The organism is Flavivirga aquatica, from assembly GCF_001747085.1.
Lineage (GTDB): Bacteria > Bacteroidota > Bacteroidia > Flavobacteriales > Flavobacteriaceae > Algibacter_C > Algibacter_C aquatica.
On the sequence record NZ_MDJD01000034.1, the window covers coordinates 233062 to 257221 of the forward strand.

Genomic DNA, 24160 nt, shown 5'->3' on the forward strand with positions numbered 1-24160 from the left:
ACAAAGAAACGGTGTTTTAAAAAGCGCTCAAAATAAACCCCGCCAAAAGACTTATAATTGTCAGTGTTAGCTATTGCTTATATATTTAATATATGATTAACCAATATAGTAAATATCTTATGTTTCACACGTAAAATCTTATTTAATATTTTTCCGTCTATTTATATAAATAACTTGTTTGTAGTCTTTAATATTAGTTTATGGAATATATCAATATTCTAATCACAAATTACAATTTTCTTTGATTTTATCCCTTTAGCTGTATGGTGGTATACTAGATAGATGCCAGCATTTAGATGAGATACATCTATAATTGTTTTTTTAGAATTAAGCATAAAGTTTTTTACAATGCGACCATTTAAATCACTTATAAAAAAAGGTTTCGATAATTTAGTTAATGAGCTATTGTTAGTAACAGTAAGGGAATTATTAAAACATTCATATTGAATTTTTAATCTTATAGATTCATTTTCATTAACAGAAAGTGAAAACGAATTATTTTCAAGTTGTATAGGCTCAATGCCCCAAACTAATGTTCCAGACTTATAAAGTGTTATTTTAGGGTTGAGACCTAATGATTTTTGTTTTTCTATAAATGAATAATCATTTGACTGGTCAAAGGGTTTGTAGTTTGTTAAATGGGAACGTGTTTGGATAATCCCTGTTTTTGAATTTGGCGGAATAGAACCAGAGGCATCCGTAAAATTTAATTCTAAATAACTATTATTTCCTGTTTCTACAAAAGTACCTTGAACACCTGGAATTTGCGAATAATTAAGATTAAACTTCATACTTCTTGATGTTTCAGGTGTAAACCAATATTTTATAGTAAAGTTTTTTAGTAATTCTGTATTGTCGGTCGCATTTTCTATTTGAAAAACAGGGTTCATTGAAGATCCAGAACTATTAGGAGAGTTGTTAGAATAATGAATTTTATGTTTAGAATTAACAATTTGATCGATATCCTTAATGACTGTTATAGATATTTCCGATTCGTCTCCAAATTCATTTCCAGTAGCATCTAATAGCTTGATTTTTAGAGTATGATTACCTTCATCTAAAGATGTAACAGGAATAGGGGCTAAAGAGGTGTATGTGCCTTGAGATTCATTATCAATAAAAAACTCTACGGCGTTACCATCTTTTAATTCAAACTTCAATAATGAAAATATAAGATCAAAATCTTGTCCAACTAAGTTTCCATTTGTAGGATATTTAAAAATAGCACTTGGGTCTTTTGGTAGCGCAGCACTAGTCACTTTTATAGTTATAGTTTCTCCAAGATTGGTAATTGATCCGTCTGTTCTTTCCATTTGTAGGGTAAGCTTATGTTCTCCATCAGAAAGGTTTGTTCTATCTATAAATTTGCCTTCGGAGCTTACAAAACCTCTATCATTATTATCTATTAAAAAACGTAACCTGTATGAGTTAGAAGGTATATTCCATCCTAATGTTGTAAAATCTATTTCTATTGGTAAATTTATTAAGTCACCATCTAAAGGTTGTTTAAAAAAAGTATCAGGTAAAGGAAATATGGGGGTATTTGCATTACCGCCATGTAGGGTCCATATTACTGCTGCCTCGAAAAGTTTCCAACCTTCTTCACTTACTAAATGTACGAATTGATCGCGCAGGGGAAAGGCTAATCGCCTAGAAAGTATTTGATCATGACCAGCTTCGTACCCAAAAATTATGGGTTTTCCATCAGTTTCAGCAAAAATTAAAGCTTCAGTTTCGGGTACTCCAAATGGTAAGGTTAAATTTAGGTTATATATGTTAGCAGTATTCCCAAGGTTAGAAGATATTGGATGCTCTGGAAGGTTTAGAGTAACTAGGTTTGTTGCATTTTGGGTAAAACCATAGCCTTCATTAAAAGATCCTTTTACCATTTTTAGTTTTCCGTACATAAATGGATCCCATGTTATTAAAGGTACTCTGGAGGCTTCAAGATCATTTCCAAGTATTTCTGGATCTACTGTAGACGATATAAGTACGATATTAAATGGATTTGCAATACTGGGTCTTGTGGCATCATCATCGCTAATTAATGTTGTTTTAAAACCTATCTTTTGCTCTAATCTAGACTTTATTTGTAAATCATCTGCCGATAAATTGTTTTTATCTCCAACTACAAATAGTGCTTTAACGGTGCTTTTAAATTTAAAGTTTACCTGTGGTGTTACCGAGGCAGTATGACCGTTATTATAATAAACTTTAGCCCGTATTTTATAGTCTTTCCAAATGATGGGTTTCCATACATCTTCGAAAGGTGCTGTTGTAACTTCAGAAAACAATTCGTTATCTATAAAATATTGAATCTTGGTAATTCCATTAATATTAGTTTTTACGGATAAAGGAATGTCTTGATCTTTGGTTACATGTTGATTGTTTTTAGGGGAATTCATTTCTAGTTCCATGGTATTGGTAAACCCTTGTTCGTTATGATCCAGTTGAAGAAGGTATGCTTCTAAATCTGAAATTTGCTTTGAGCTTAATCTCGATAACGTATGTGAATTGGAGGCATTTTTTGCTGTAAATATTTCGGCTATAGTTTTTGCAGAACCATCATGTAAATAAGGAGCTGAATTCCATAAACCTTTTAAAGAAGGAACATCTATTCCTATGAGTTCTTTTCGTAATCTATTTCCACTGCTACTTGTAATGGTACCTACATCGTGCATTCTATCAAGAGCACTATCTGTAAAGTCTTTTCCGCCATGACATGATGCGCATTTAAGCGTTTCAAACAGTGCTTTTCCAGTGTTGCCATTGGTGGTTAGGGATTCATTAGCATCTCTAAAAGGACTGGTTTCGTAATTTTCCAACGAAGTTACGTAAGCAGCTAATGCATCTAAATCTAACGATTTTCCTGCCTTATTAAGACCTAAAGTTAAGGCTCTAGTACTTTCGTTAAAATCGGAATTGCTTAGAAACCCTTGTCCTTTAAAATGAAATCTAATATCGTTTTCAAAATCTTGAACTTCATCAAAATTAGCCGACCAATGTAAATTTCCATGTCCAGTACCTTTTCTGCCAATTAATGTAATGGTATTTCTTAATCCTTCGCCTCTATCTGTAAAATCCCAAACTCTACCATCTTGTTCGCCGTCAATATGGCAAGTAGCACAACTAGTATAACCATCGGATCCCATTCTAATATCTGAGGCATCATAAAAAATTTGTTTTCCTTTTAAAATTTCGGAAGTTAATTTTTCAGATGAAACTGTAGATATTGTTTTTATTAAATTAAGTGTATTACTTCCATTAGTAATCATATCCTGAGCATCAAAAACAGAAACAGATCTATCCATAAAGTTCTTAACAAAAACATGATTATTACTAGTATCTATAGCGATCCCTTGAGGAGCTTTGCCTACTTGTTGTTTTTGAATCTCTTCACCTGTGTATGGGTTTATAACTATAAGTTCGTTATTCCCTTGCATGGTTATAAAAACATAATTTCCATTTGGGGAATATAATGCAGACGATGGTTGTGAGTGGTTATCTATATCTATACGATTGCTAAAAAGTTCTGTATTAGTGCTAATATCTATTTTTGATATTGCTGTCCGTACAGTATTATCAAAGGTTAATGCTTTTCCATCTCTATTTAATCCTCTTAAAATGTTATCTTTTTTGGCGACACTCCAAGCTATGTTTTCTGTAGGGTGTATGGTAATACCTGAAACATAATTAGGAAGCCCTCTGGCTTGATTTCCATTGTCTGAAGTTGTGGTATCTAGATCTAATTCTATAGTATTATTAAGGGTGAAATTATCTACGTTTATATGCCATACTTCTCCATGACTAGCAGAAGAAATGAACTTGGTTACTAAAAGTTGTTTACCATTAGCTGTAATAGCCAATGCTCTAGGAGTGCTTCCTATTTTTAAAGTGTTTTTAACAGACTGTGTATTTACATCTAAATTTACGATGTTATTATAGCCATAATTAGAAACAAAAGCTTTATCCTTTTTTGGTGTAAAAACGATTCCGTAGGGTTGTGATCCTTTTTTTAACTGAATTTTTTTGAGAAGTGTACCTGTTGGTGAGATAATTGAAATGTTGTCGTCACCTCTTAAGGTAACCCAAGCATTTCCTAGTTTATCTATGGCTATATTAATAGGGTTTTTACCAACAGCTATTTCTTTTTTTACTTTAAGCGTTGTATTATCAATTTGTGTTACTGTGTTATTATCTGGGTTGGCAACCCAAACTGTATTGCGTGTTTCGTCAATGGCTATGGGTTCAGACTGTGTTGGCAGGTCTGTTATTGCCTTATTAATCACAATTATAGATTTAGAAAACACAGAAAAACCACCGTTTCCATCTGAAACTTGAACTTGAATGCTATAATTTCCTGGTTTTGAAAATGTATGTAGTGTTGTATTTGAATTATTAAAAGGTATATCATTACTACCATCGTTAAAACGCCAGCGGTATTTTAACGAATTCCCTTCGGGGTCTAATGCTATTGCTTTAAAAGTAACAGAACTACCTTTAACAATAGGGGATGGTGTACTAATTTCTAAATCTGAAATTTCTGGAGATTTATTTGTTGCATCGCCACCAGTTGTAAAATAAAAAATAGATTCTTTAATGCCGTTACCAACTGCATCTTTAATACCTCCTTCAATAAATTTCACCTGATAAGTCGTATTAGGTAATAAAAGTTGCTTAGGAGCGTAATTAATAACTTGATAAGAGCTAGAAGATACATCCCCTTCAATAGGACTTCCTCCTAAGGGGCTTACCTCAATGGTTTTATCGTTTAGAGTTAAATCATCTAAAGTTTCATTAATTACAAATCCAATGGTACTGGTTATAGGTAAATTAATTTCATCTGCTTTAGGAAAATGATGACTTACATAGGGTGGGTTAGTGTCCAATCCATCTTGGTGTGCAAAAATGGATGTTTTATTATCACCACTGGCTACTAAAATATGACCTATTGGCATCCATTGATTATCTATAAACTGAACTATTTCATCTCCAGAAGGTGGTGAAAATTCATGTTCAATTTCCATTTTTTCAAAATTATATTTAACACCTCTATCAAAGCGTCCTGTAAAACCAAATTCATCTTGAAAAATCATATACCTACCCAATGTAATATCATCTGAATGTAATGAAAAGCTTTCTTTTACATTAGTTGGATCGCTAATATCAAAACCTACTAAGTTGCTAGGACCATTATTTCCCGACATAAAAACTAAATTATTTCGCCATACTTGGAAGCCTGTACTATACTGCTCATGAGGTACATTTTCTCCAAAAGCACCTAAAAACTTAATATTCTGCGGGTTTCCAAAATCGAAAACACTAATTTTTCCTGTTTGTGGCGCATAAAAAACGTAATTTCCCATTCTTAATACCACATCAGGGGTCGAAATATCAATAGGTATTTCACCAACTTCCTCACCAGATCTCATATCGAAAACCCTTTTCCCCACAATGGTATGTGGAAAGGTTTCTAGGTTATCGTAATGTGCATTTCCTTCTTCAACAGTATATAAAACATCCGAATCTGTTATGGGTTTTGGATCAAGCATATCGGATAAATCCAAATATTTATACCCTGTGCCTTGTACTTCTGGAACCGAATATTCACGATAGTATAGATCGTTAATTTTCCACCATCTGTGTCCATTATTTGCGGCATCTCTATCTTGAATTTTTTTTGGAGCGGTAGGGTTGGAGATATCCCAAATTCCTGTTCCTGCTTGTCCAGATATCATCATCCAATTCCGGTGGTAAGTATTTATACGATCTCCCTCTGGGAAGTTTGATAAAAAAGTGCCTGCAGGCCATGTCTGTGTAGTCATTTCTGGACCCTTTTTACCATCAAAAAATAGTACTTTAAATTTTATAAAAGCTACAAATGTAAAGGAGCATAAAAGTATGGTTATTAATATGCCAATTCTCTTTTTTAATATTAGTGCCTCCATTTTATTTAGTTATTAGTTTTAATTATAAAAAACCATAAATATAAGAAAAAACCTTCTTAAACAATACGTAAAATGTTATTTTTTAATATTTTATGAGAGTGTTAAGTGATTTTAACCAAGTGGTTATATTATTTAAGATATTTTTTGAAGACAAATTCATTATTAAATATAATCCATGATTATAAAGGTTAGAGTTATATAAAAATAAACTTCAAAATGATTGGTATGTTGTTGTTTTTACCTTTAGTGGTAGGTTTACAGAAAATGTAAGCAAGAAAAAAATCTTGTTTTGGGAATGTTTTAACTTACAAGACTATTTTATATCTATAAATAATTAACCTATAGTAGGTTATAATAAGTATCAAAAACAAAATATAATTGTGTATTTAATATAAAAGTCTATTTTTGTATTTTGTATACAAAATGTAATGTGTGTAAATATGATAGAATACAAGAATCTTAATGAACCTATTTATTTGAAATTGAAAGAAATGATTCTTAACGGAGAACTTAAACAAGGTGAAAAAATAATACAGGAAAAAATAGCAGAAACACTTGGTGTAAGTAGAACACCTTTAATGAAGGCTTTATTAGCATTAGAAAACGAATATTTGGTAGAAAGTATACCAAGAAGAGGCATGTATGTACGTGCTTTAGGTAAGAAAGAAATCATTGATATTTATGTGTGTAGAGAAGCCTTAGAGGGTATGGCTGCACGTTTATTAGCATTGTCTAAAGATACTAAAGTTATAGAAGCCCTTAAAGCATGTTTTTATCCATTTTCATCACATAAAAAAATAAATATAGATGCGTACTCTAAAGCAGATGAAAAATTTCATTCATTATTAATAAAACTTACAGGAAACGAACCTTTAGATAAGATATATTTCTTTGGTAATATTCATGAAAAAGTAATAGGACACGGTTTGGTAAGGCCTCCAGAAGAAACTTTGGAAGAACATTTTAAAATTATTAATGCCATAGAAGAAGAGGATCCAGATAGGGCAGAACAATATGCTAGGGAGCATATTAAAAAGTCAAGAGCATTATTATTAGATCAATAAATATTTAAAACAATAAAAGTGAAGAATTATAACATTGCAGTAGTACCAGGAGATGGTATAGGAAATGAAATTGTACCAGAAGGATATAGAGTTTTAGAGGCAGTTGCTAAAAAACATAATTTTAATATAACTTCAAAAACCTTCGATTGGGGTGCTGGCTATTATTTAAAAAACGAACAGTTTTTACCAGAAGATGGGTTAGAAACACTAAAAGAATTTGATGCTATATATTTTGGATCTGTAGGTTTACCTGCTGTCGATGATACGCTTCCTGCTAAAGATTATACTTTTAAAGTACGTACAAGTTTCGATCAATATGTAAATTATAGACCCGTAAGAACCTATGCTGGAGTACAAAGGCCTTTAAGAACAGAAAAGCACATAGATTTTGTTATTGTTAGAGAAAATACAGAAGGAGAGTTTGTGCAAATGGGTGGACAGTACTTACCAGATGAAGCAAATGGTATGGGCTTAGATACAAGTATTTTTACTAGAAAAGGAATAGAAAGAGTTGCTCATTATGCCTTTAAATTGGCTAGAAAAAGACGAAACAAAGTAACACATATAACAAAATCTAATACTTTAATTAATAGTTTGTCTTATTGGGATCGTGTTATTAAAGAAGTAGCAACTCAATATCCAGATGTAGTACATGACCAAATGTATATTGATAATTCTACAGCTAGTTTTGTTTTAAAACCAGAGGTTTTTGATGTGGTACTAACAACAAATCTTTTTGGAGATATTTTAAGTGACTTAGGCGGAGCGATAATGGGAAGTCTAGGTCTTGGAGGTAGTGGTAATATTAATCCAGAAAAAGATTTTCCTTCTATGTTCGAACCTATTCATGGTTCTGCTCCAGATATTGCTGGGCAAAATATAGCAAATCCTTATGGACAAATATGGTCTGCTGCTATTATGTTAGAGCATTTAGATGAATTTGAAGCTGCTAATAACATTATGGAAGCTATTGATAAGAGTACTTTAGAAGGCGCGCTTACTAAAGATTTGGGAGGTAATGCAAGTACTTCAGATGTTGCAGATGCAGTAATTAAAAACCTATAGATTTAAATGGATACTATTATTGATCTTACATTAACTTATACTAATGGTTTTACGGGTTTTTCAAAAAAGATTAGTAATACCATTAGCACACATGGATGGAATGCGAGTACATTAACGCTTTATTCGCATTGTGGTACGCATATGGATGCCCCTATTCATTTTAATGTAAGCAATCAAACAATAGATGAAATTCCGGTTTCAGACTTTGTGGGTAGAGCATGGGTTATAGATGTACGCCATATAGGAGCAAAGGGATTGATTAATCCAGAACATATTCCACAAGCTATTCAAGACAAATTTACTTCTGGTGATAGCCTTATTTTTTGGACAGATTGGTCTCAATATATAAATACGTCCAAATATAGAGATGAATTACCAAGAGTAAGTGAAACACTTGCTTTATGGTGTCTCGAAAATGGCGTGAAAATGATAGGTGTAGAGCCGCCATCTGTAGCAGATGTTAATAATATAGATGAAGTCACTAAAATTCATCAAATCTTGCTAAAAGGGGTCGTTATTATTGAAGGACTTACCAATATTGATAAGCTTAAATCTAATTGTGTCAAATTAATAGCATTGCCCTTAAAAGTAGGAGCAGGAGATGGGGCGCCAGCTAGAGTTATAGCCATAGAAAAATAACCATGAGCATACTTTTATCTAATATATTAAATGAACTTCCTAAAGAAGATACTTTTAACTATAGAAGTTCAAATCGTATTCTTTTTAAAGAATTAAATAGAACTTGTGTGGTTATTGATGATGATCCAACAGGTAATCAAACGGTTTATGATGTTCCGCTTCTAACGCAGTGGGATTTGGATGCTATAATTAATGAGTTTAAAAGCGAAACACCTGTATTTTTTTTACTTACAAATTCAAGAAGTTTACCCGAAGAAGAATCATTAAATATTTATAAAGAAGTTATAGAAAATATTTCGAAAGCTTCAAAGCTTGTTAACCGAGAGTTTACAATTATTAGTAGAAGCGATTCAACATTACGGGGTCATTTTTCAGAAATAGAAAAAGTTAAACAAACAGGGGATTTTGATGAAGCTATTACCGTTTTTATTCCAGTTATGTTCGAAGGCGGTAGAGTAACAATTAATGATACACATTATGTTGCTAATGAAGATGTATTAACCCCTGTAAATGAAACACCATTTTCTAGAGATCATACTTTTGGATATTCTAAAGCAAATTTAAAAGAATGGATAGAAGAAAAAACAGAAGGAAGAATAAAAGCTTCAGAAGTTTTTTCATTACCAATAGAAGTTATTAGAAGTCAAAATGTACTAACGCTTTGTAATGAAATCATGACTTTACAGGCTAGATCATTTTGTATTTCAAACACATTAAATTATAATGATTTAGATAAAGTATCGCACGCTTTATTATTAGCTGAGAAATTAGGAAAAACTATTATTTATAGAACATCAAGTTCGTTTGTGCCATCTTACATTGGCTTAAAATCTAAACCATTACTAACTTTAAAAAACTTAATAAATGTAAGTGATAAGGGGGGAGGTTTAACTATTGTAGGTTCTTATGTCCATAAATCTTCAGTACAACTCAATTACGCTTTAGCGAGTTATAATGAAAACGGTATTATTAAAGTAGATGTAGAACGCGTATTAGGAAAAGAATCAAGTTTATATTTAATATCCATTATTTCTAAAATAAATGAAAGTTTACAGAAGGGAATTGATGTTATTGTTTACACTAGTCGTAAAATAGTAACTGGAGAAGATGCATACTCTAATATAAATATAGCATCAAAAGTATCCAATGCCTTGGTCACTTTAGTTCAAGGTTTACAAGTACGTCCTAAATATTTATTAGCAAAGGGAGGTATTACGTCTCATGATTTAGCTATAAAGGGATTAGGTATGAAACGCTCTAAAGTTTTAGGCCAAATAGAAGCGGGTATCCCTGTTTGGGAAATGGGAGAAGAAACAAAGTTTCCTAAATTGTTATATATCGTATTTCCAGGAAATGTAGGGCATGGAAAATCACTTTTAACATTAATACAAAAACTAATATAATATGAGTATAGGCATCCCATCCAGAAGATATGGTTTCTTCGCAGGTTCTTTTTTTATTACATTGTTATTGTACATTGACCGTGTATGTATTTCGTCTGCAAAGGATTCCATTACAGGTGATTTAAATCTTACCGATATTCAAATGGGGTGGGTGTTAAGTGCTTTTGCATTAGGTTATGCATTATTTCAAGTACCTGGAGGTGCTTTGGGAGATAAATATGGTGTGCGTAAAGTTATGACCACAATAATGGTGCTATGGTCTATTTTTACGGCTTTAACTGGGGTAGCATGGAATTATATTTCTATGCTTTTTTTCAGGTTTGTTTTTGGAGCTGGTGAAGCTGGTGCATTTCCTAATATTTCTAGAGCGGCATATTCTTGGGTGCCTTTAAAAGAACGCGGTATTTTTCAAGGTATAAATTTTTCTGGTTCTAGGCTTGGTGCTGCATTTGCTCTTCCTTTGGTTGCTTATTTGATTGATGCTTGGGGGTGGAGGACTATTTTCTATTTCTTTGGAGCCATAGGTATATTATGTTCTATATTGTTTTTTATTCTTTTTAGAAATAAACCAGAAGATCATAATGGTATATCTAATGTTGAAAAAAATTATATAGTAAAAAACCGTCAGCAAAAAGAAGAAAGTACAATAGTAGAATTGCCTTTAAGCCAAATTTTAAAATCTAAAAATGTGATTTTGGCAATGATTCAATATGTTGGAAGTAATTTTATTTTCTTTTTTATGTTAACTTGGTTATTCCCATATATTAAAACAAAATATAATTTAAATTTAGTAACAACGGGATTTTATGCTATGCTTCCATTATTAGCAGGAGCAGTAGGGAATTGGGTATCTGGTTTTACTGTTGATGTAATTTATAAAAAAGGCAAGTGGAAACTTTCAAGACAGACTCCAGCAATAACAGGTTTTAGTCTTGTAGTAATTGGAATTTTATCAAGTTTATATATGGAAACTGCTTTAAGTGCTGTTTTATGTTTATCGGTGGCTATATTTGGAGCAGATATGACATTGAGTCCTTCATGGTCATTCTGTATTGATATAGGAAAAGAGAACTCAGGAAAGGTTTCTGGAATGATGAATATGGCTGGTAATTTGGGGTCTTTTTCTACAGCATTAGCATTTCCGTACTTAATGGAATGGACAGGATCTGAAGAGCCATTCTTTTATGTTGCTGCACTTTTAGGAGGTATTGCTATAGTATGTTGGTTATTTATGGATTCTACTAAAGAAATAAGTTAAGGAGTTTATGAAGAAAAAATTAAAAGGAGTAGCTATAGGAGCTGGTTATTTTAGCTTGTTTCAATATGAAGCTTGGACACGCATTCCTGAAGTAGAAATTACTGCGCTTTGCAATTTAAATTTGGAAAGAGCTAAAGGTATTATGGAATCTTATAGTGTGAAAAAACATTATACGGATTATAAAGAAATGATCCTTAAAGAAAAACCAGATTTTGTAGATATTATAACGCCTCCAGAAACTCATTTTGAAATGTGTGCTTTTGCCGCAGATCATGGTGTACATATTATTTGTCAGAAACCATTAGCTCCAACTTTTAAAGAATCTCAAAAAATAGTAGACTATGTATCTAAAAAAGACGTACGGTTTGTAGTTCATGAGAATTTCAGGTTTCAGCCTTGGCATAGAGAAATAAAAAACATTATAAATGATGGTGTTATTGGAGATTTATTTAGTTTAAATTTTAGATCCCGTATGGGAGATGGCTGGGGAGAAGATGCTTATTTAGCAAGACAGCCTTATTTTAGAGATTACAAAAAGTTACTCATTTATGAAACAGGTGTTCATTTTATAGATACATTTCGTTATCATGCAGGAGAAGTGAAAAGTGTTTATGCGATGCTTAAAAGACTAAACCCTGTTATAAAAGGTGAAGATTCTGGACTGATGATACTTAATTTCGAGAATAATGCGCATGCTATTTGGGATGCCAATCGTTATAACGAAAATAATTTTAAAACTAAAAGATATACGTTTGGTGAGTATTTAATAGATGGTTCTAAAGGCTCTATTCGTTTACATCCTGGAGGACAAATTACGATTCAAAAACTAGGTGAGTTAGAAACCCAACATAATTATATCCATAATGATATTGGGTTTGCTGGGGACTGTTGTTATATTTTTCAACGTGATGTTATTAACCAATTAATATCTGGAGATCCTTTTGAAACTAGTGGTGAAGATTATTTAAAAACATTAATAACACAAGAAGCTGTTTATAAATCTGCGGAGCTTAATTTACCTGTTGTTTTATAGGATACAATATTGAGGTATTTTATACAAAAAGTTATAAAAGCAATGGAAATTAGCCAGCAATATCATTATATTAGAGTTATTACAGATAAATCGAGAGAATATCACCTCTTAAAAGCAAAATATAGTATTGAACAAGAGTTGAGTAGTTAAAGAAAAAACTTTAAAGAATTGCACATTGAATAATACAACTCAAATATTGGTTAAGAGTTATACTAACACATGTTAGTAAGTGGCATATCCAAGCTTGTTTTAATGAGTTTTATTTTAGAATAAACAGGTCTCAGTTTAAACAAAGTATTTTTTATAAAGCTATATAAAGAATCGTCAGAGCCAAAACTATATATTGTAAGGATATAAAACAGAAGCTAAGCGTATAACTCAATAAAATTATTTGAAGTAACATTCTTAATTATATTTATTATTAAGAATGTTACTTCAATACTAAAACGAATCAATGGGAGAAGAGACTCGAGTTATGAGGATATATTTTAATTTTTTGAATTTATTTAAATATAATTTACTGGCATTCAATATTATTTAAGATTCAATTCTTGATTCGCATTATTAGTCAAAAAAGCAGTTTTTAAATCACTTGGAGTGTTTATTATATAATTAGGAGATAGGGTAATCAAATCTTCTTCATTTCTAAAACCCCAAGTAACGGCTATGCTATCAATACCTGCATTTTTGGCAGTTATTATATCTACTTCTGTATCACCAACCAATATCAATCGATCTAAGGGAACTTTGAGCGAATGTGAAATATCCAAAACTCCTTTTGGATCAGGTTTTTTGTGCATATCTGATTGACCTATAATATGGTTAAACTTAATATTTGAGAAAAAATGCTTAGCACATTTGTGCGTTAAATCATGAAATTTATTAGATAACAAACCTAATTGTATCTTAGCTGATTGTAACTCTTCTAAAAGATCTAAAATACCTGTATATATTTCAGAATATTGAGTATACATGTTTTCATACATCAAACAAAATTCACTCAGTAAATTTTCTATAACTTTTTCATTTCTATGTTTTACTGGAATTGATTGTGTTATAAGATTTTTAGTTCCATTTCCAATAAACTCACGATAACTGTTTATTGTATGAGTTGGAAAATTATTTTTTTTCATAAGCTCATTCATGATATGAGTGTATATCCCTAAAGTATTTAAGAGCGTTCCATCCAAATCAAAAATTATTCCTTCGTATTTTTTTTTTATCAACATAAACTATTCTTTTTACTATCCAAAGATAGATACTTTTGTCTATGTGAAATTATACTTTTGATGTTAAATTGTTAGTTTTAACAAAGTATGATTTTATTTCTAAATTTTTAAATAATTAGCTTTATTTTACTGTTTAAAATAGTAATTTTACTACATAAAAAGATGATATTTATAAAGGAAAAGAAAATGAATAATAAAGAAAAAGCTAAAGCATATCATACTGCTGTTAGCGAGTATAATGAATCAACTATTAAGAAAATGGTTCATGAAAACTATATCCAACACAATCCAAAAGTTCCGTCGGGAAGAACTGCTTTTATTTCTATGCTACCTAAGCTGAAAATGCATGGTAGTAAGATTGAAAATATTCGTATGTTAGAAGATGGTCAGTACATAATCATGCATCATAAATGGACAAATGCAGTTCCTTTTGGTTTTGATGAAACGGCTGCTTTTCACATCATTCGTTTTGATAAGAATGGTTTAATTGCCGAGCACTGGAATGTTATGACAAAAATGGCTTCTTCTAATATATCTGGTAGGTCTTTACTTAGCGGTGAGACTGAGGTAAAAGATTTAAATAAAACGGAAAGTAATAAGTCTAAAATCAATACGTTATTTAATAAGCTAATTAATGAAGGTGTAGAAAAAATAGTAGATACCCTACCACAATTTTTTCATGCTGATTTTCACCAACATAATGTACTATTAACAGACGGGATTAAAGGTCTTATTCAAGCTATTCCAGATGATTCACTTTTTCCTCGTTATAAAAAACAGCATGCTGTTTTTGGAGAAGGAAATTTTGTGCTTTCTATTAGTGAAGGGCTACTCTCAGGAAAAAACTCTGTGCTATATGATCTATTTAGATTAGAAGAAGGAAAAATTGCAGCACATTGGAATATTTATGAAGATATCCCAACACAAAACCTCGCTAATAATAATACAATGTTTAACTTTTAATAAGCTTGTTCTATATGGATATGGCTCCTTGTTTTTTGTATTATTTTTTTTGGAAAGATGAATTGTAATAAGCAAGATATGTAAAAACATAATTCATAAAAACCCTTGAAACTATAAAATTTTCAAGGGTTTTATGAATAATGCTAATTTTAAACTTGTACTATATTATTAATTTTTCATATCCTAATTTGAGTTTATTTTTTTTCTTTCTTCATTTCTGTTACAGTTTTTCCTCCAATAGCTATATCATCATCTGGAAGTTCATTTATTGAAATAAAAAAGAACTCTTTAGGAATACCTGTAATATCTGCTGATGTTTCTGTTAATTTCTCAATTAGTTTTTGTTTAACTTCTTTTTCAAGTTTACTTGTTTCAAATAAAATGTATGGCATATTATTTATATTTTATTAAGTTTTTAGTTATATTCTTCGATTTCATTATATGAACTTATCTTGACTTTTTTATTTCCTAAAAAATGTCTGAAATTTTGCTGATATTTCATTACTTTTTTTAAACGTAGCGATGTTGTTTTCAAAAAGTGCTTAATCTGAACAAACTTCAATTCATTTTCAGTTAAAAACAAAAAGTCAAGATGAGTTATATGTTTTGTATAATATTTATATTTCAATCAAAACTGTTTCTTTCTAATTTATTCTTTTTTTGAAAGTAAAAACAGTACGCTGTTCCTTCTGGAATATAACTTTATTCTCTATTATATGATCTGTTAAAATTAGAAGAGGATAAAGTTATATTCTTTTTGAGCTTTTACTAAACCCCAATACACGTTTTTTTAATAAAAATGCCTAACTAAGATTAACTTCTACTTCTGGTTTAGAATACTTAGAAAGAAAGTCTTTAATTAAGGAGTCTGTTTCGCTTAGTGGTCCTAAAGATTCGATATAAGAATCTGGTCTAACTAAAACGATTTGATTCTTGTAGTGTTCACTTTCAGTCCAAAGTTCATGTTTCGAGTCATTTGAGTGAATTTGTATTAACTTTACAAAATCGGGTAACTCCAAATCTATTTTTTGATCACTAAAATAAAGAAGCGTGAACTTAGTATAATCAAGAAGCGTATAAAGTCTATTTTTCTCTTTTCCTTTGTTCACTTTGATATCATAAACTCTTGTTCCTGCTAATCCTTTCTCGCTATAGCGAATTCCCATACCTGTAATATTTCCAGCTCTCTTCTCAACAATTTCAACATAATCTTTAGCGTGAGTTCCTGATTTTGAGTACTTTGTAGATCGTACAAGCTCTCCGGAACTCTGAATTACACTTAAAGCAATTGGTTTTCTTTCATTTTCATACGAGTTAAGCAGGCTTTTATTAGCACCGTAATTTTTTATCATACTTAATTTCCAAATTAAGTTAAATGAATCAGCTAACCCTGTATTTAAACCTTGACCTCCATTTACCGAGTGAATATGGCAAGCATCTCCAGCCAGAATGACGCGATCTTGAATGAGAAATTTCTCTGCAACAGATTCTTTTACAGAAAATTGAGAAAACCAAACAAGTTCTTTTATCTTGACTATATATGGAGACATTGCGATGTTAACCCTTTCCATAGCGTCTTCTATGGTAAAATCTTTTCGATCCATTCTAACATAAAATCTATCAATATTGCCTTCTCTTGGAATCCAAGCAACATCTGACGTTTCTGCTTGGAAAACAATGATTTCTGGTACCTTTGTAAAATCAGTATCCAATACAGCATCGATTACTGCCCATACAATTTGAGGACGTGTAATTTCAAAAGGTACATTAAAGTGTTTTCGAACAAAAGAATGAGAACCATCTGATCCAATAAGATAATCAGATTTTATTACATCTCCATTGGAAAGTATACTAATACATCCTTCATCTGTAACTAGAATATCTTCTAATGTTGTTTGTCTTAATACAGAAGCATTAAGTGCGTTAAGTTTTTCATCTAAGAGTTTCTCTACAAATGATTGACCCAACATCAAAAAATGTTTATGAAAACAACCTTCGAGTTCATCCCACCAAGAAGATTGACGAGACACAAATTTTCCATTTTCCCATATTGAACTTGTATTACAAGGCAAACCTAAAGGATACAGTTCTTCGAAAAGATTAGCAACTTCAAGTAATTGGAGTGTTCTTCCATTAAGAGCATCTGCTCTTCCTACTTTTAGCGGGCCTTCAGATTTATCTATAATAATTGTTTTTAATCCTGAAAGTTCAGCTAGATAAGCACAAGCTAGTCCAACAGGACCAGCTCCTACAATAAAAATATCAGTTTCTTTTGTTATCATTTGGTATATATTAAATGAGGATTATCCAGCGGCGTTTTTCCTAGTATATGTACGCGTCTGAGATGTCTAGGAGCTCCTTTAGTAAAAGGCTCTCGACCATGTAATAACGTGTAATTATCGGTAAATACGATATCACCAGTTTTCCATTGATGCGTGTATAAATTTTCAGGGCTATAAAGTGCATTATTTAGATTTTTAATAAAATCACCAGCCTCCTGTTTAGGAATGCCCTTGAGTTCGAAACTAGGATGATTAATAAAGCCGTCATCTTGGCTAGGTGTTTCGCAGTAACGAATTACAGAGAAATCTTTTTCAGGGTGTTTATTAATAATTGGAGCAATAGTTTTACTATCATAATATTCCATTTTTCGCGAATAAATACAAGTTACTTTATCCCAATATTCTCGAACATTTTTTGGAATTCTCTCCAAAACCATTTTTGTATTGGTAAAAGTTGTTCCTCCTCCATTAGAAATACCAGGAGCGCTTACACAATGAAACACTTGGATTTCAGGAATTTGTTTTCGATACATACCGTCCCAGTGGAGAGGCATATAGGTATTGTCATAAACATGGTCTTTGGGGTTGTCATGCTCAACAAGCTCTAAAACTTTTCCAAAAGGCCATAAACTAATTTCTCCAAATTTCTCGCAATATTCAGAAAAGTCCTCGGCACTATCAAAGCTTTTAAACCCTCTCAAAGAAATTATATGTTCATTAGATAAGATATCTTTTAATTCATCTGTATCTAAATCTCGAATATCCTCTTTTCCATTAACGGGTTCTATTAATAGACCGAATGGATTTAATTTTGTTATTTTAAAATTCATATTCTATTCTTTAATTCTGTGAAATAAGTTCATAGTGACTTGAACGTCCATTTTCATCTTGTACTAATTTTGTGTTCAATTTTTTAGCTTCTTTGTTCTTCATTAGTATAAATTCTTTACCCGTATTTACTGCTACTGCATGCCAAGGAGTTGTCCATGTCTCAATACCTAGGAGCTGGATTCCAATTTTTTGTGAACCACAGATCTGTGGATGAATGGATAAACGAATGGCTTCAGGAAATTTTTCGGCAATCAAATCTGTCCAAGCATTACTTCTTATAATTGCTAAATAGGCTTTTTCTTTACATTCTTTTTGAATAGAACTTTTAGACCTTGTTTGTTCAGGGTGCATTAAATCTTCTACTAGAAAACGTGTAAGACCACAATACATACGATTAGCCTCTACCTCTTCTGGACTGTTTGATCCTGTTCCTCCTTTTTTTACTCTATCTTTTAAACCGTCCAAATCTTGACCGTAACTATCTACAAGTTCGATACGGGCTTGATCAAAGTTATTGTTAACATTTACATCATCGAGGTTAAAAGTAGAAAGAGCTGTTAGATCTAATTCTTTAATAATATCATCTATTTCAGCTTGATAAGCCGTTACATGTTTTTCAGAAATCCCTACTACATCGCTAAAAACTCTACCGTCTGAGCATATAATGACAGCTGCTCCTGGTTCGTAAATTTCTTGAATTTGTTTGCAGAGATTATTTAAAAATTTGAGGGCTTGTCTTTCTGCCATATCGGGAAGGTATCCTAAAACTTTTGCTGGGTTAGGAGATTTTCCTGGAAATGCAGGTAAGACAAATGTAATTTTCTTTTTTTGCATAATCGCCTTAGAAACTTTATCTATATGGGGCTTATGACATTTTGGACAAGTTGCAGAATCACAGCTATTTTCAGGATTTACCATTCTCCGAAATTTCAAAACTTTAGTCAGAATATCTCTAGCTAGACTTAAAGTTTCATCAAAATCAATAGGTTTACTTTGTTTGTTGTTTAAAATTTTCATAATAATTTATTTGGGGTTTTTATTAACATGGAAAACTTAGGTGAACTCTATTTACCTTTGGATTAACATTAACATCTTTTATAATTACCATTTGATAGTTTGAACCTTGTATGAATTCAACTATTTTCATGTAATGTTAGTAAAGAATAAGAACGAGTGTTATCTATAATTTTATTAGCTCGAGATTGCAATGTAGAATTGTATGTTAAGCTATGTAATATAAAGTTAAAGGCTTGATAATTTAGTAGAGTTACAAGCGTTGTTAACCATAATTTTTTAATTGATTTTTTCTCTTTCTGATTTGTTTTAAAAAGATTTACCATTGTTATTATAGATAATAAATCAATTAAAGACAGAAATTGTGAAGATGTATAAGACAAACATTTTTGAATTGCTATACTAGATAATTTATGTAAATAAGGAATGAATGCTATACTTACAAGTAGATAAGCAAAAGTAATTGCTGTTACAAAAGTAGGAAGGGAAATATAGGCAGATGCTTGCTTTTTTGTTATCATAATTAATTTGATAAATAATATTTTATAATGTTATTTCTAAATAAAAGAAGCTAATAAGCATGAAACATTAATTTCTGAGTTTCTAACTTATAGGTTTTTTCCTATGTCTTAAGATTTTTTTTAATTAGAAAATAAAAATCTGAATAAAGAATCAATTAAGAGTAAGGAGTGTTACCATCAAATATTTGTCATGTGGATAGGTTATTTTATATTATGGTTCTAATCCCATAGTCGATATTAAAATTGTTATCCCTTTTATAGTTTTTAGTTGAATCATAAAATTTATTTTTTTATTTAAGACAAAGGTTTAGTTTTTTGTTTTCCTACGCATTGATGTAGGTCAATAATTACTTTTTTTGATGAAAAAACTATAAATGATTTATAACCACATGAATACTTTAAATGAATAATTATTCTACTTTGAAGAAGATTTTTTGTTTCTCGGAAAACAAGGTGAAATGAAAAAATTATCAAAATTGCATCAAAAAAAGAATGAAGAAATATATTCGTATGCTCCTGATGCTGTTAAAAACAAAAATTAATTAACGTATAACATGTTTAAAATCAAATTGATATAATTTAATATAGTGATGTTGTTACTTAGTTTGTGATATTTTATGCCTAACTCTACTTAGTGCTTCTGGAGTAATTCCTAAATAAGAGGCCACCATTTTTTGAGTAGTACGGAGAACAATATTTGGATAAGTTTCTTGAAAATGTATATAACGCTCTAAAGCTGAAGAACTCATTAGCATAATGATTCTATTTTGTAGTACTTTCATTCTATTTTTTAACTTAACCTCGTCAACAAAACTAATCTGTGGGTCTTTTTGAATAACAGTTATTTCAGAATTTTCTAAAGCATCAATAAAGAGTTGGCAAGGTTCTGTTGGAGACGATAAATCTGCAATTATCCATTTTTCAGGTGCGAACTGATAAATATATTCTTTGCCTTTATCATCAATTGTATAACTTCTTAGTAAACCAGTATTTACAAAATAAATCTTAGTATTTAAATCACCACTTCTCTGTATTATTTCTCCTTTGCTAACTTTTATGATATTCATTTTGTTATTTAATTCGAGTTTTATTTTTTAGATTAAATACCAAACTAATTAAATAGTAAACTTTATTATAGATAGAAGGTGAAACTTTCATTTATAGCTAAATTCTTATATTTTATGAGCAAAAATAAGAATTTAGCTACTTATTAAAAAGTTTTAATTTGTTAAAACATGATGATCCAATGGTTATGACAGATTAAATATTTTTTAATTTTTAAGAAGCAATGGTTTTTACTTCTTCCTAGGTAAAAGAAAAGCTATTAATTAAATGTCTATATTGTTTTTACATATTCAATAAAATATGTGGTTCAAGTTTTTTTAATATATTTTATGTACTGTTTGTTTATTGAGTATTGTCTATAGATAATGATACAATATTACTAATTGAGTATATAGAGACGTAAAAATTTAACAAATTAAAACGGAATAAAAGATTCTTGCAGATTTTTGTGACTAAGCTAATGACTTTGAAATAATAATTGAATCAATTTAGATGGTTTATGTTTTGGAGTTAAAAAAGAATGCTAATTTAGATAGGTATAAATTTTTTATTCATCAAGAATATTGCCTTTTTCATCTAAAGAAAGAAATGGATTAAAAGCGATTTCCCAAAGGTTATTATCTGGGTCACTTACATAACTACTATAACCACCCCAAAATGCTTCTTGAGGTCTTTTTATAATTTTTACTCCTTTATTTTCTAAGGTTTCAATCATTATATCGACTTCTTCTTTTGTTCTGGTGTTATAAGCTAAAGAAAAGGCATTAAATCCATTTCCTTTAGAGCTAATACCAGCATCTTCTGCTAATTTTTCACGTGGGTATAGTGATAAGAGTATACCATTTAATTGAAAAAAGGAGATGGATTCATTACTGGCTTTAGTCTTTTTCCAACCAAACTTGTTTTCGTAAAATGCTGTTAGTTGTTTTAAATTTGATACGCCTAAACCTATAATTGTTAATCGTTGTTCCATGATAATTGATATTTATATTAAAAATGATGCCTATAAGATAGCTTAAGAATCAAAATTGTATTTAATTTTTTATTAATTCAAAATCTAATATTTCAAATTCTTTTCCATTTATTATTATGGATAATTGATGTTTGCCTAAATGAAATTTCCGTGTCGTTATAATTTTAAAAGGTTGTTTTCTATTAATCGATGTTGTCGAATTTTTTGAATATTCTTTTTCGCTTATTTTGAATACTTTTTTAGATAATGTACTATTTGCTTTTTGGTAATACAAACCATATTCAAGTCTTATTTTTGAACTTAAGTTACTTAGATTATTAAGTTTAAATTCTAAAAAAGCTCCAAGCTTAACTTTAGGAGTAATTATTTTAAAGTAGGTTATATTTATTTTATCAATAGAACCAAAACCAAAAAGAGGCATTAATTCTTGGTTTCCTTGTTTTAAAAGCGTTCTGCAAGCATGTTTAACAAGTTTATCTGTCTCTCTTGTTTTTCCTAGCCATTTTTTTGCAATATTAATAACTGTTTTAGGGTTGTCCTTAGAAATATCATTTAAATTATTAGCTACACTTCTTCTTACATATTCAGATGGATCATTTTTTAGATTTTCTAGAATGGGTAGGATAGGAGTTGGATCTGCTTTTAACATTGGAATAGCCATTGCCCAAGGCAACCTAGGTCTGCAACCCTCAGAAGCTAATCTTCTTACTGTTGAATAATTGTGCTTTGACCACTTTTTCATTTCTTCAATCATTTTATCTTGATATTTAATAATAAAAGGTCTCACTGCAAATTCACAGCTTGTAAACTGTGTTATTTGTTCGAATGCTTTTATTGATATATCGTAGTCCTTTATGCCATAGACTTCAATAAAATCTGGAAAAAACATAAACTCAAGCCTATCTTCTTTAAATTTAATTTTTTGTAATTGTTGAATAATTTGCAATATTAAATTAGCCTTCTTACTATAATTACCAGATAGGCATTTGTTAAGCACAATTGATATATGTCGCATGCGTTGTTTTAACTCTTTGTTATTCCATTCATCATTATATATTTCGGTTAAAAATAATGTCGAATTAAAGTTTGGTATAATCTCTTTAACGGAAGTTATAAATTTATTAAAAAAGGTTTAGTTATATACGTTTTTGAATAATTCTGCCATAATATATTATTATAGTTGCTTAAAACCCTTTTCAAGTATTATAATTGATATTATTAAAAAAGAGATTTAATTATTTTATCTTTCTGTATCTATTTCGATATTGAAACGATCAAATTTTATGGTGCTTTGATTTATCATTTTAAAGTACACTTTCCTTAGATTATTTTTAATATATGATTGCTGATTTTTTTGCATTTTGTATACTTGTCCAATATACTAAATCCATCCATTGATTATCTTTTGTAGAGTTAGTTTTTTTGAAATATATCTACTATAATTTTTCTTTGAAATAGGTTTTTTCTTATTATTATACTATGTATATCGAGAATCTTGATAAGATCTAGTATTTCAATGTGTACGTTACCATATAATTTTATCACTTAACCAAGTATTTTCTGTTTTTATAAGAAATAAATAATCGTACCCCTTTTTATTTAAAGCCCAACCCATTTGAATTTTTACAATGGTTATTCTTTCTTGAAAATCAATAATTTTGGTATTATTTCATAATCAGGCATTATGTTTTGCTTATTATATTTAATGATCCATTGTTTGATTTCGTCAATACCTACACGGTAGACATATCCACCCAATTGTTGGAATTGTAATTGAACAAAAATTCAGTTTTGGTTACTTGCTTTGAAAAAAACGATCGATTAAGTTAATATCCCAATTAGCAAAAACTCAGATCCCAAGTAATCGATATGTTTAAATCAAATTATAGAGAAAGTATATCATCGACCTGTGAGTTACTTGGGATTAGTAGGCAGGTGCACTACAGAGCTATTCGTTCTAGAGATAAACGACAGTCTACAGCAGACAACGTCATTGAACTGGTTAGAGAGGTGCGTATGGAGATGCCCAGAATAGGCGCTCGCAAGTTGTACCATCTTTTAAAGGTACCTCTAAGAGAGTTAGGAGTTGGAAGGGATAGGTATCTTTGCTATTCTAAAAGCCAACCATATGCTTATAAAACCTAAGAAGAGCTATCACCTGACCACCAATTCCCATCATCGTTTTAGAAAGCACAAGAACCAGATAGAGGATATTGATATCGTCAGACCGGAACAGGTATGGGTATCAGACATCACATATATAGGGACTAGACAAAATCCGATGTATTTATCATTGATTACAGATGCTTATTCTAAAAAGATTTTAGGATATTATGTTATCCAATACCCTAGAAACAAATAGTTCTATTAAGGCTTTAAAACAAGCTATAAATAATAGAAGCTATCCTAAAGAAGCATTGATACATCATTCCGATAGAGGGCTACAGTTGTAGTAATGATTATCAAAAACAACTTAGTAAAATCAAATTTAACTGTAGCATGACGGAGCAATATGATCCTTATCAGAATGCCATAGCAGAACGCATTAATGGTATCTTAAAACATGAATTTTTAATGAATACGGATAAGGTTGATATAAATATGATGAGGAAAATAGTAGCTCAAAGTATTAAAATATACAATACTAAAAGACCGCATCTATCCTGTAATTTGCTAACACCAGAACAAATGCATAAACAGAATGAAATCAGACCAAGATCATATAAAAGAAAAAACACTGAAGAGTTGCAACTCTGCAGTTTTTAAATTATTTTTAAACTAATCTAAAAACTGTAACGCTATTTCAGGACTAGTCAACTAATAGAAATAAAGAGAGAGGTATTTTATATACCTCTCTCTTTTAGACTTAAAA

Annotated in this window: 18 protein-coding genes and 1 pseudogene; 9 read left to right on the forward strand and 10 right to left on the reverse strand. The window is 30.5% G+C overall.

Annotated elements, in window-relative coordinates:
• Positions 1 to 218 precede the first annotated feature (218 nt).
• Positions 219 to 5948: a cellulose binding domain-containing protein gene (locus A8C32_RS07290; protein ID WP_069829779.1), complete on the reverse strand. Its 5730-nt coding sequence runs from the start codon at positions 5946 to 5948 to the stop codon at positions 219 to 221.
• 440 nt (positions 5949 to 6388) lie between these two features.
• Here A8C32_RS07290 and A8C32_RS07295 point away from each other — a divergent pair, with 440 nt between their 5' ends.
• The 7 genes and pseudogenes from A8C32_RS07295 to A8C32_RS21060 form a co-directional block, all read left to right on the forward strand.
• Entirely contained in the window at positions 6389 to 7012 is a 624-nt protein-coding gene (locus A8C32_RS07295) for a GntR family transcriptional regulator (protein WP_069829780.1), read from the forward strand.
• An 18-nt stretch (positions 7013 to 7030) separates the two neighbouring features.
• On the forward strand, positions 7031 to 8077 hold the full coding sequence (locus A8C32_RS07300) for an isocitrate/isopropylmalate dehydrogenase family protein (protein WP_069829781.1): 1047 nt from the start codon (positions 7031 to 7033) through the stop codon (positions 8075 to 8077).
• A gap of 6 nt (positions 8078 to 8083) precedes the next feature.
• Entirely contained in the window at positions 8084 to 8716 is a 633-nt protein-coding gene (locus A8C32_RS07305) for a cyclase family protein (RefSeq protein WP_069829782.1), read from the forward strand.
• Between the two features lie 2 nt (positions 8717 to 8718).
• Positions 8719 to 10119 (forward strand): four-carbon acid sugar kinase family protein, encoded by a 1401-nt coding sequence (locus tag A8C32_RS07310; protein ID WP_069829783.1) that lies wholly within the window; start codon positions 8719 to 8721, stop codon positions 10117 to 10119.
• A gap of 1 nt (position 10120) precedes the next feature.
• Entirely contained in the window at positions 10121 to 11377 is a 1257-nt protein-coding gene (locus tag A8C32_RS07315) for an MFS transporter (protein WP_069829784.1), read from the forward strand.
• Between the two features lie 7 nt (positions 11378 to 11384).
• A complete protein-coding gene (locus tag A8C32_RS07320) occupies positions 11385 to 12410 on the forward strand; it encodes a Gfo/Idh/MocA family protein (protein WP_069829785.1) in 1026 nt (341 codons plus the stop codon).
• 72 nt (positions 12411 to 12482) lie between these two features.
• Positions 12483 to 12727 (forward strand): annotated as a pseudogene (locus A8C32_RS21060) (IS1595 family transposase); the annotation flags it as partial.
• A gap of 216 nt (positions 12728 to 12943) precedes the next feature.
• On the opposite strand, the gene A8C32_RS07325 reads toward A8C32_RS21060, so the two are convergent.
• A complete protein-coding gene (locus A8C32_RS07325; protein ID WP_069829786.1) occupies positions 12944 to 13639 on the reverse strand; it encodes an HAD family hydrolase in 696 nt (231 codons plus the stop codon).
• Between the two features lie 162 nt (positions 13640 to 13801).
• On the opposite strand from A8C32_RS07325, the gene A8C32_RS07330 reads away from it, so the two are divergent.
• Positions 13802 to 14602 carry a nuclear transport factor 2 family protein gene (locus A8C32_RS07330; protein ID WP_069829787.1) on the forward strand — a complete coding sequence of 267 codons (801 nt, stop codon included), beginning with the start codon at positions 13802 to 13804 and terminating at the stop codon, positions 14600 to 14602.
• A 194-nt stretch (positions 14603 to 14796) separates the two neighbouring features.
• Here the strand turns inward: A8C32_RS07330 and dmpI are convergent, their stop codons facing one another.
• The 8 genes from dmpI to A8C32_RS07370 all read right to left on the reverse strand — a co-directional run bounded on the left by dmpI (position 14797) and on the right by A8C32_RS07370 (position 22303).
• Positions 14797 to 14994 carry a 4-oxalocrotonate tautomerase DmpI gene (dmpI, locus tag A8C32_RS07335; RefSeq protein ID WP_069829788.1) on the reverse strand — a complete coding sequence of 66 codons (198 nt, stop codon included), beginning with the start codon at positions 14992 to 14994 and terminating at the stop codon, positions 14797 to 14799.
• Between the two features lie 411 nt (positions 14995 to 15405).
• Entirely contained in the window at positions 15406 to 16884 is a 1479-nt protein-coding gene (locus A8C32_RS07340; RefSeq protein ID WP_069829789.1) for an FAD-binding protein, read from the reverse strand.
• Positions 16881 to 17714: a TauD/TfdA dioxygenase family protein gene (locus A8C32_RS07345; RefSeq protein WP_069829790.1), complete on the reverse strand. Its 834-nt coding sequence runs from the start codon at positions 17712 to 17714 to the stop codon at positions 16881 to 16883. Before A8C32_RS07345 ends, A8C32_RS07340 begins: the two co-directional genes overlap by 4 nt.
• Before the next feature lie 10 nt (positions 17715 to 17724).
• The gene (locus A8C32_RS07350) at positions 17725 to 18648 is read right to left on the reverse strand and encodes an L-tyrosine/L-tryptophan isonitrile synthase family protein (RefSeq protein WP_205635380.1); all 924 of its coding nucleotides are present in this window, start codon (positions 18646 to 18648) and stop codon (positions 17725 to 17727) included.
• Between the two features lie 200 nt (positions 18649 to 18848).
• On the reverse strand, positions 18849 to 19250 hold the full coding sequence (locus A8C32_RS07355; protein ID WP_069829792.1) for a hypothetical protein: 402 nt from the start codon (positions 19248 to 19250) through the stop codon (positions 18849 to 18851).
• Positions 19251 to 19846: 596 nt separating this feature from the next.
• Positions 19847 to 20317, reverse strand: a complete 471-nt coding sequence (locus A8C32_RS07360) for a Crp/Fnr family transcriptional regulator (RefSeq protein ID WP_069829793.1) — start codon at positions 20315 to 20317, stop codon at positions 19847 to 19849.
• Positions 20318 to 20862: 545 nt separating this feature from the next.
• Positions 20863 to 21288, reverse strand: a complete 426-nt coding sequence (locus A8C32_RS07365; protein ID WP_069829794.1) for a VOC family protein — start codon at positions 21286 to 21288, stop codon at positions 20863 to 20865.
• A 61-nt stretch (positions 21289 to 21349) separates the two neighbouring features.
• Positions 21350 to 22303 (reverse strand): DNA alkylation repair protein, encoded by a 954-nt coding sequence (locus A8C32_RS07370; RefSeq protein ID WP_240491708.1) that lies wholly within the window; start codon positions 22301 to 22303, stop codon positions 21350 to 21352.
• A gap of 1484 nt (positions 22304 to 23787) precedes the next feature.
• Here A8C32_RS07370 and A8C32_RS19885 point away from each other — a divergent pair.
• A complete protein-coding gene (locus tag A8C32_RS19885) occupies positions 23788 to 24054 on the forward strand; it encodes an integrase core domain-containing protein (protein WP_083253284.1) in 267 nt (88 codons plus the stop codon).
• Positions 24055 to 24160 lie beyond the last annotated feature (106 nt).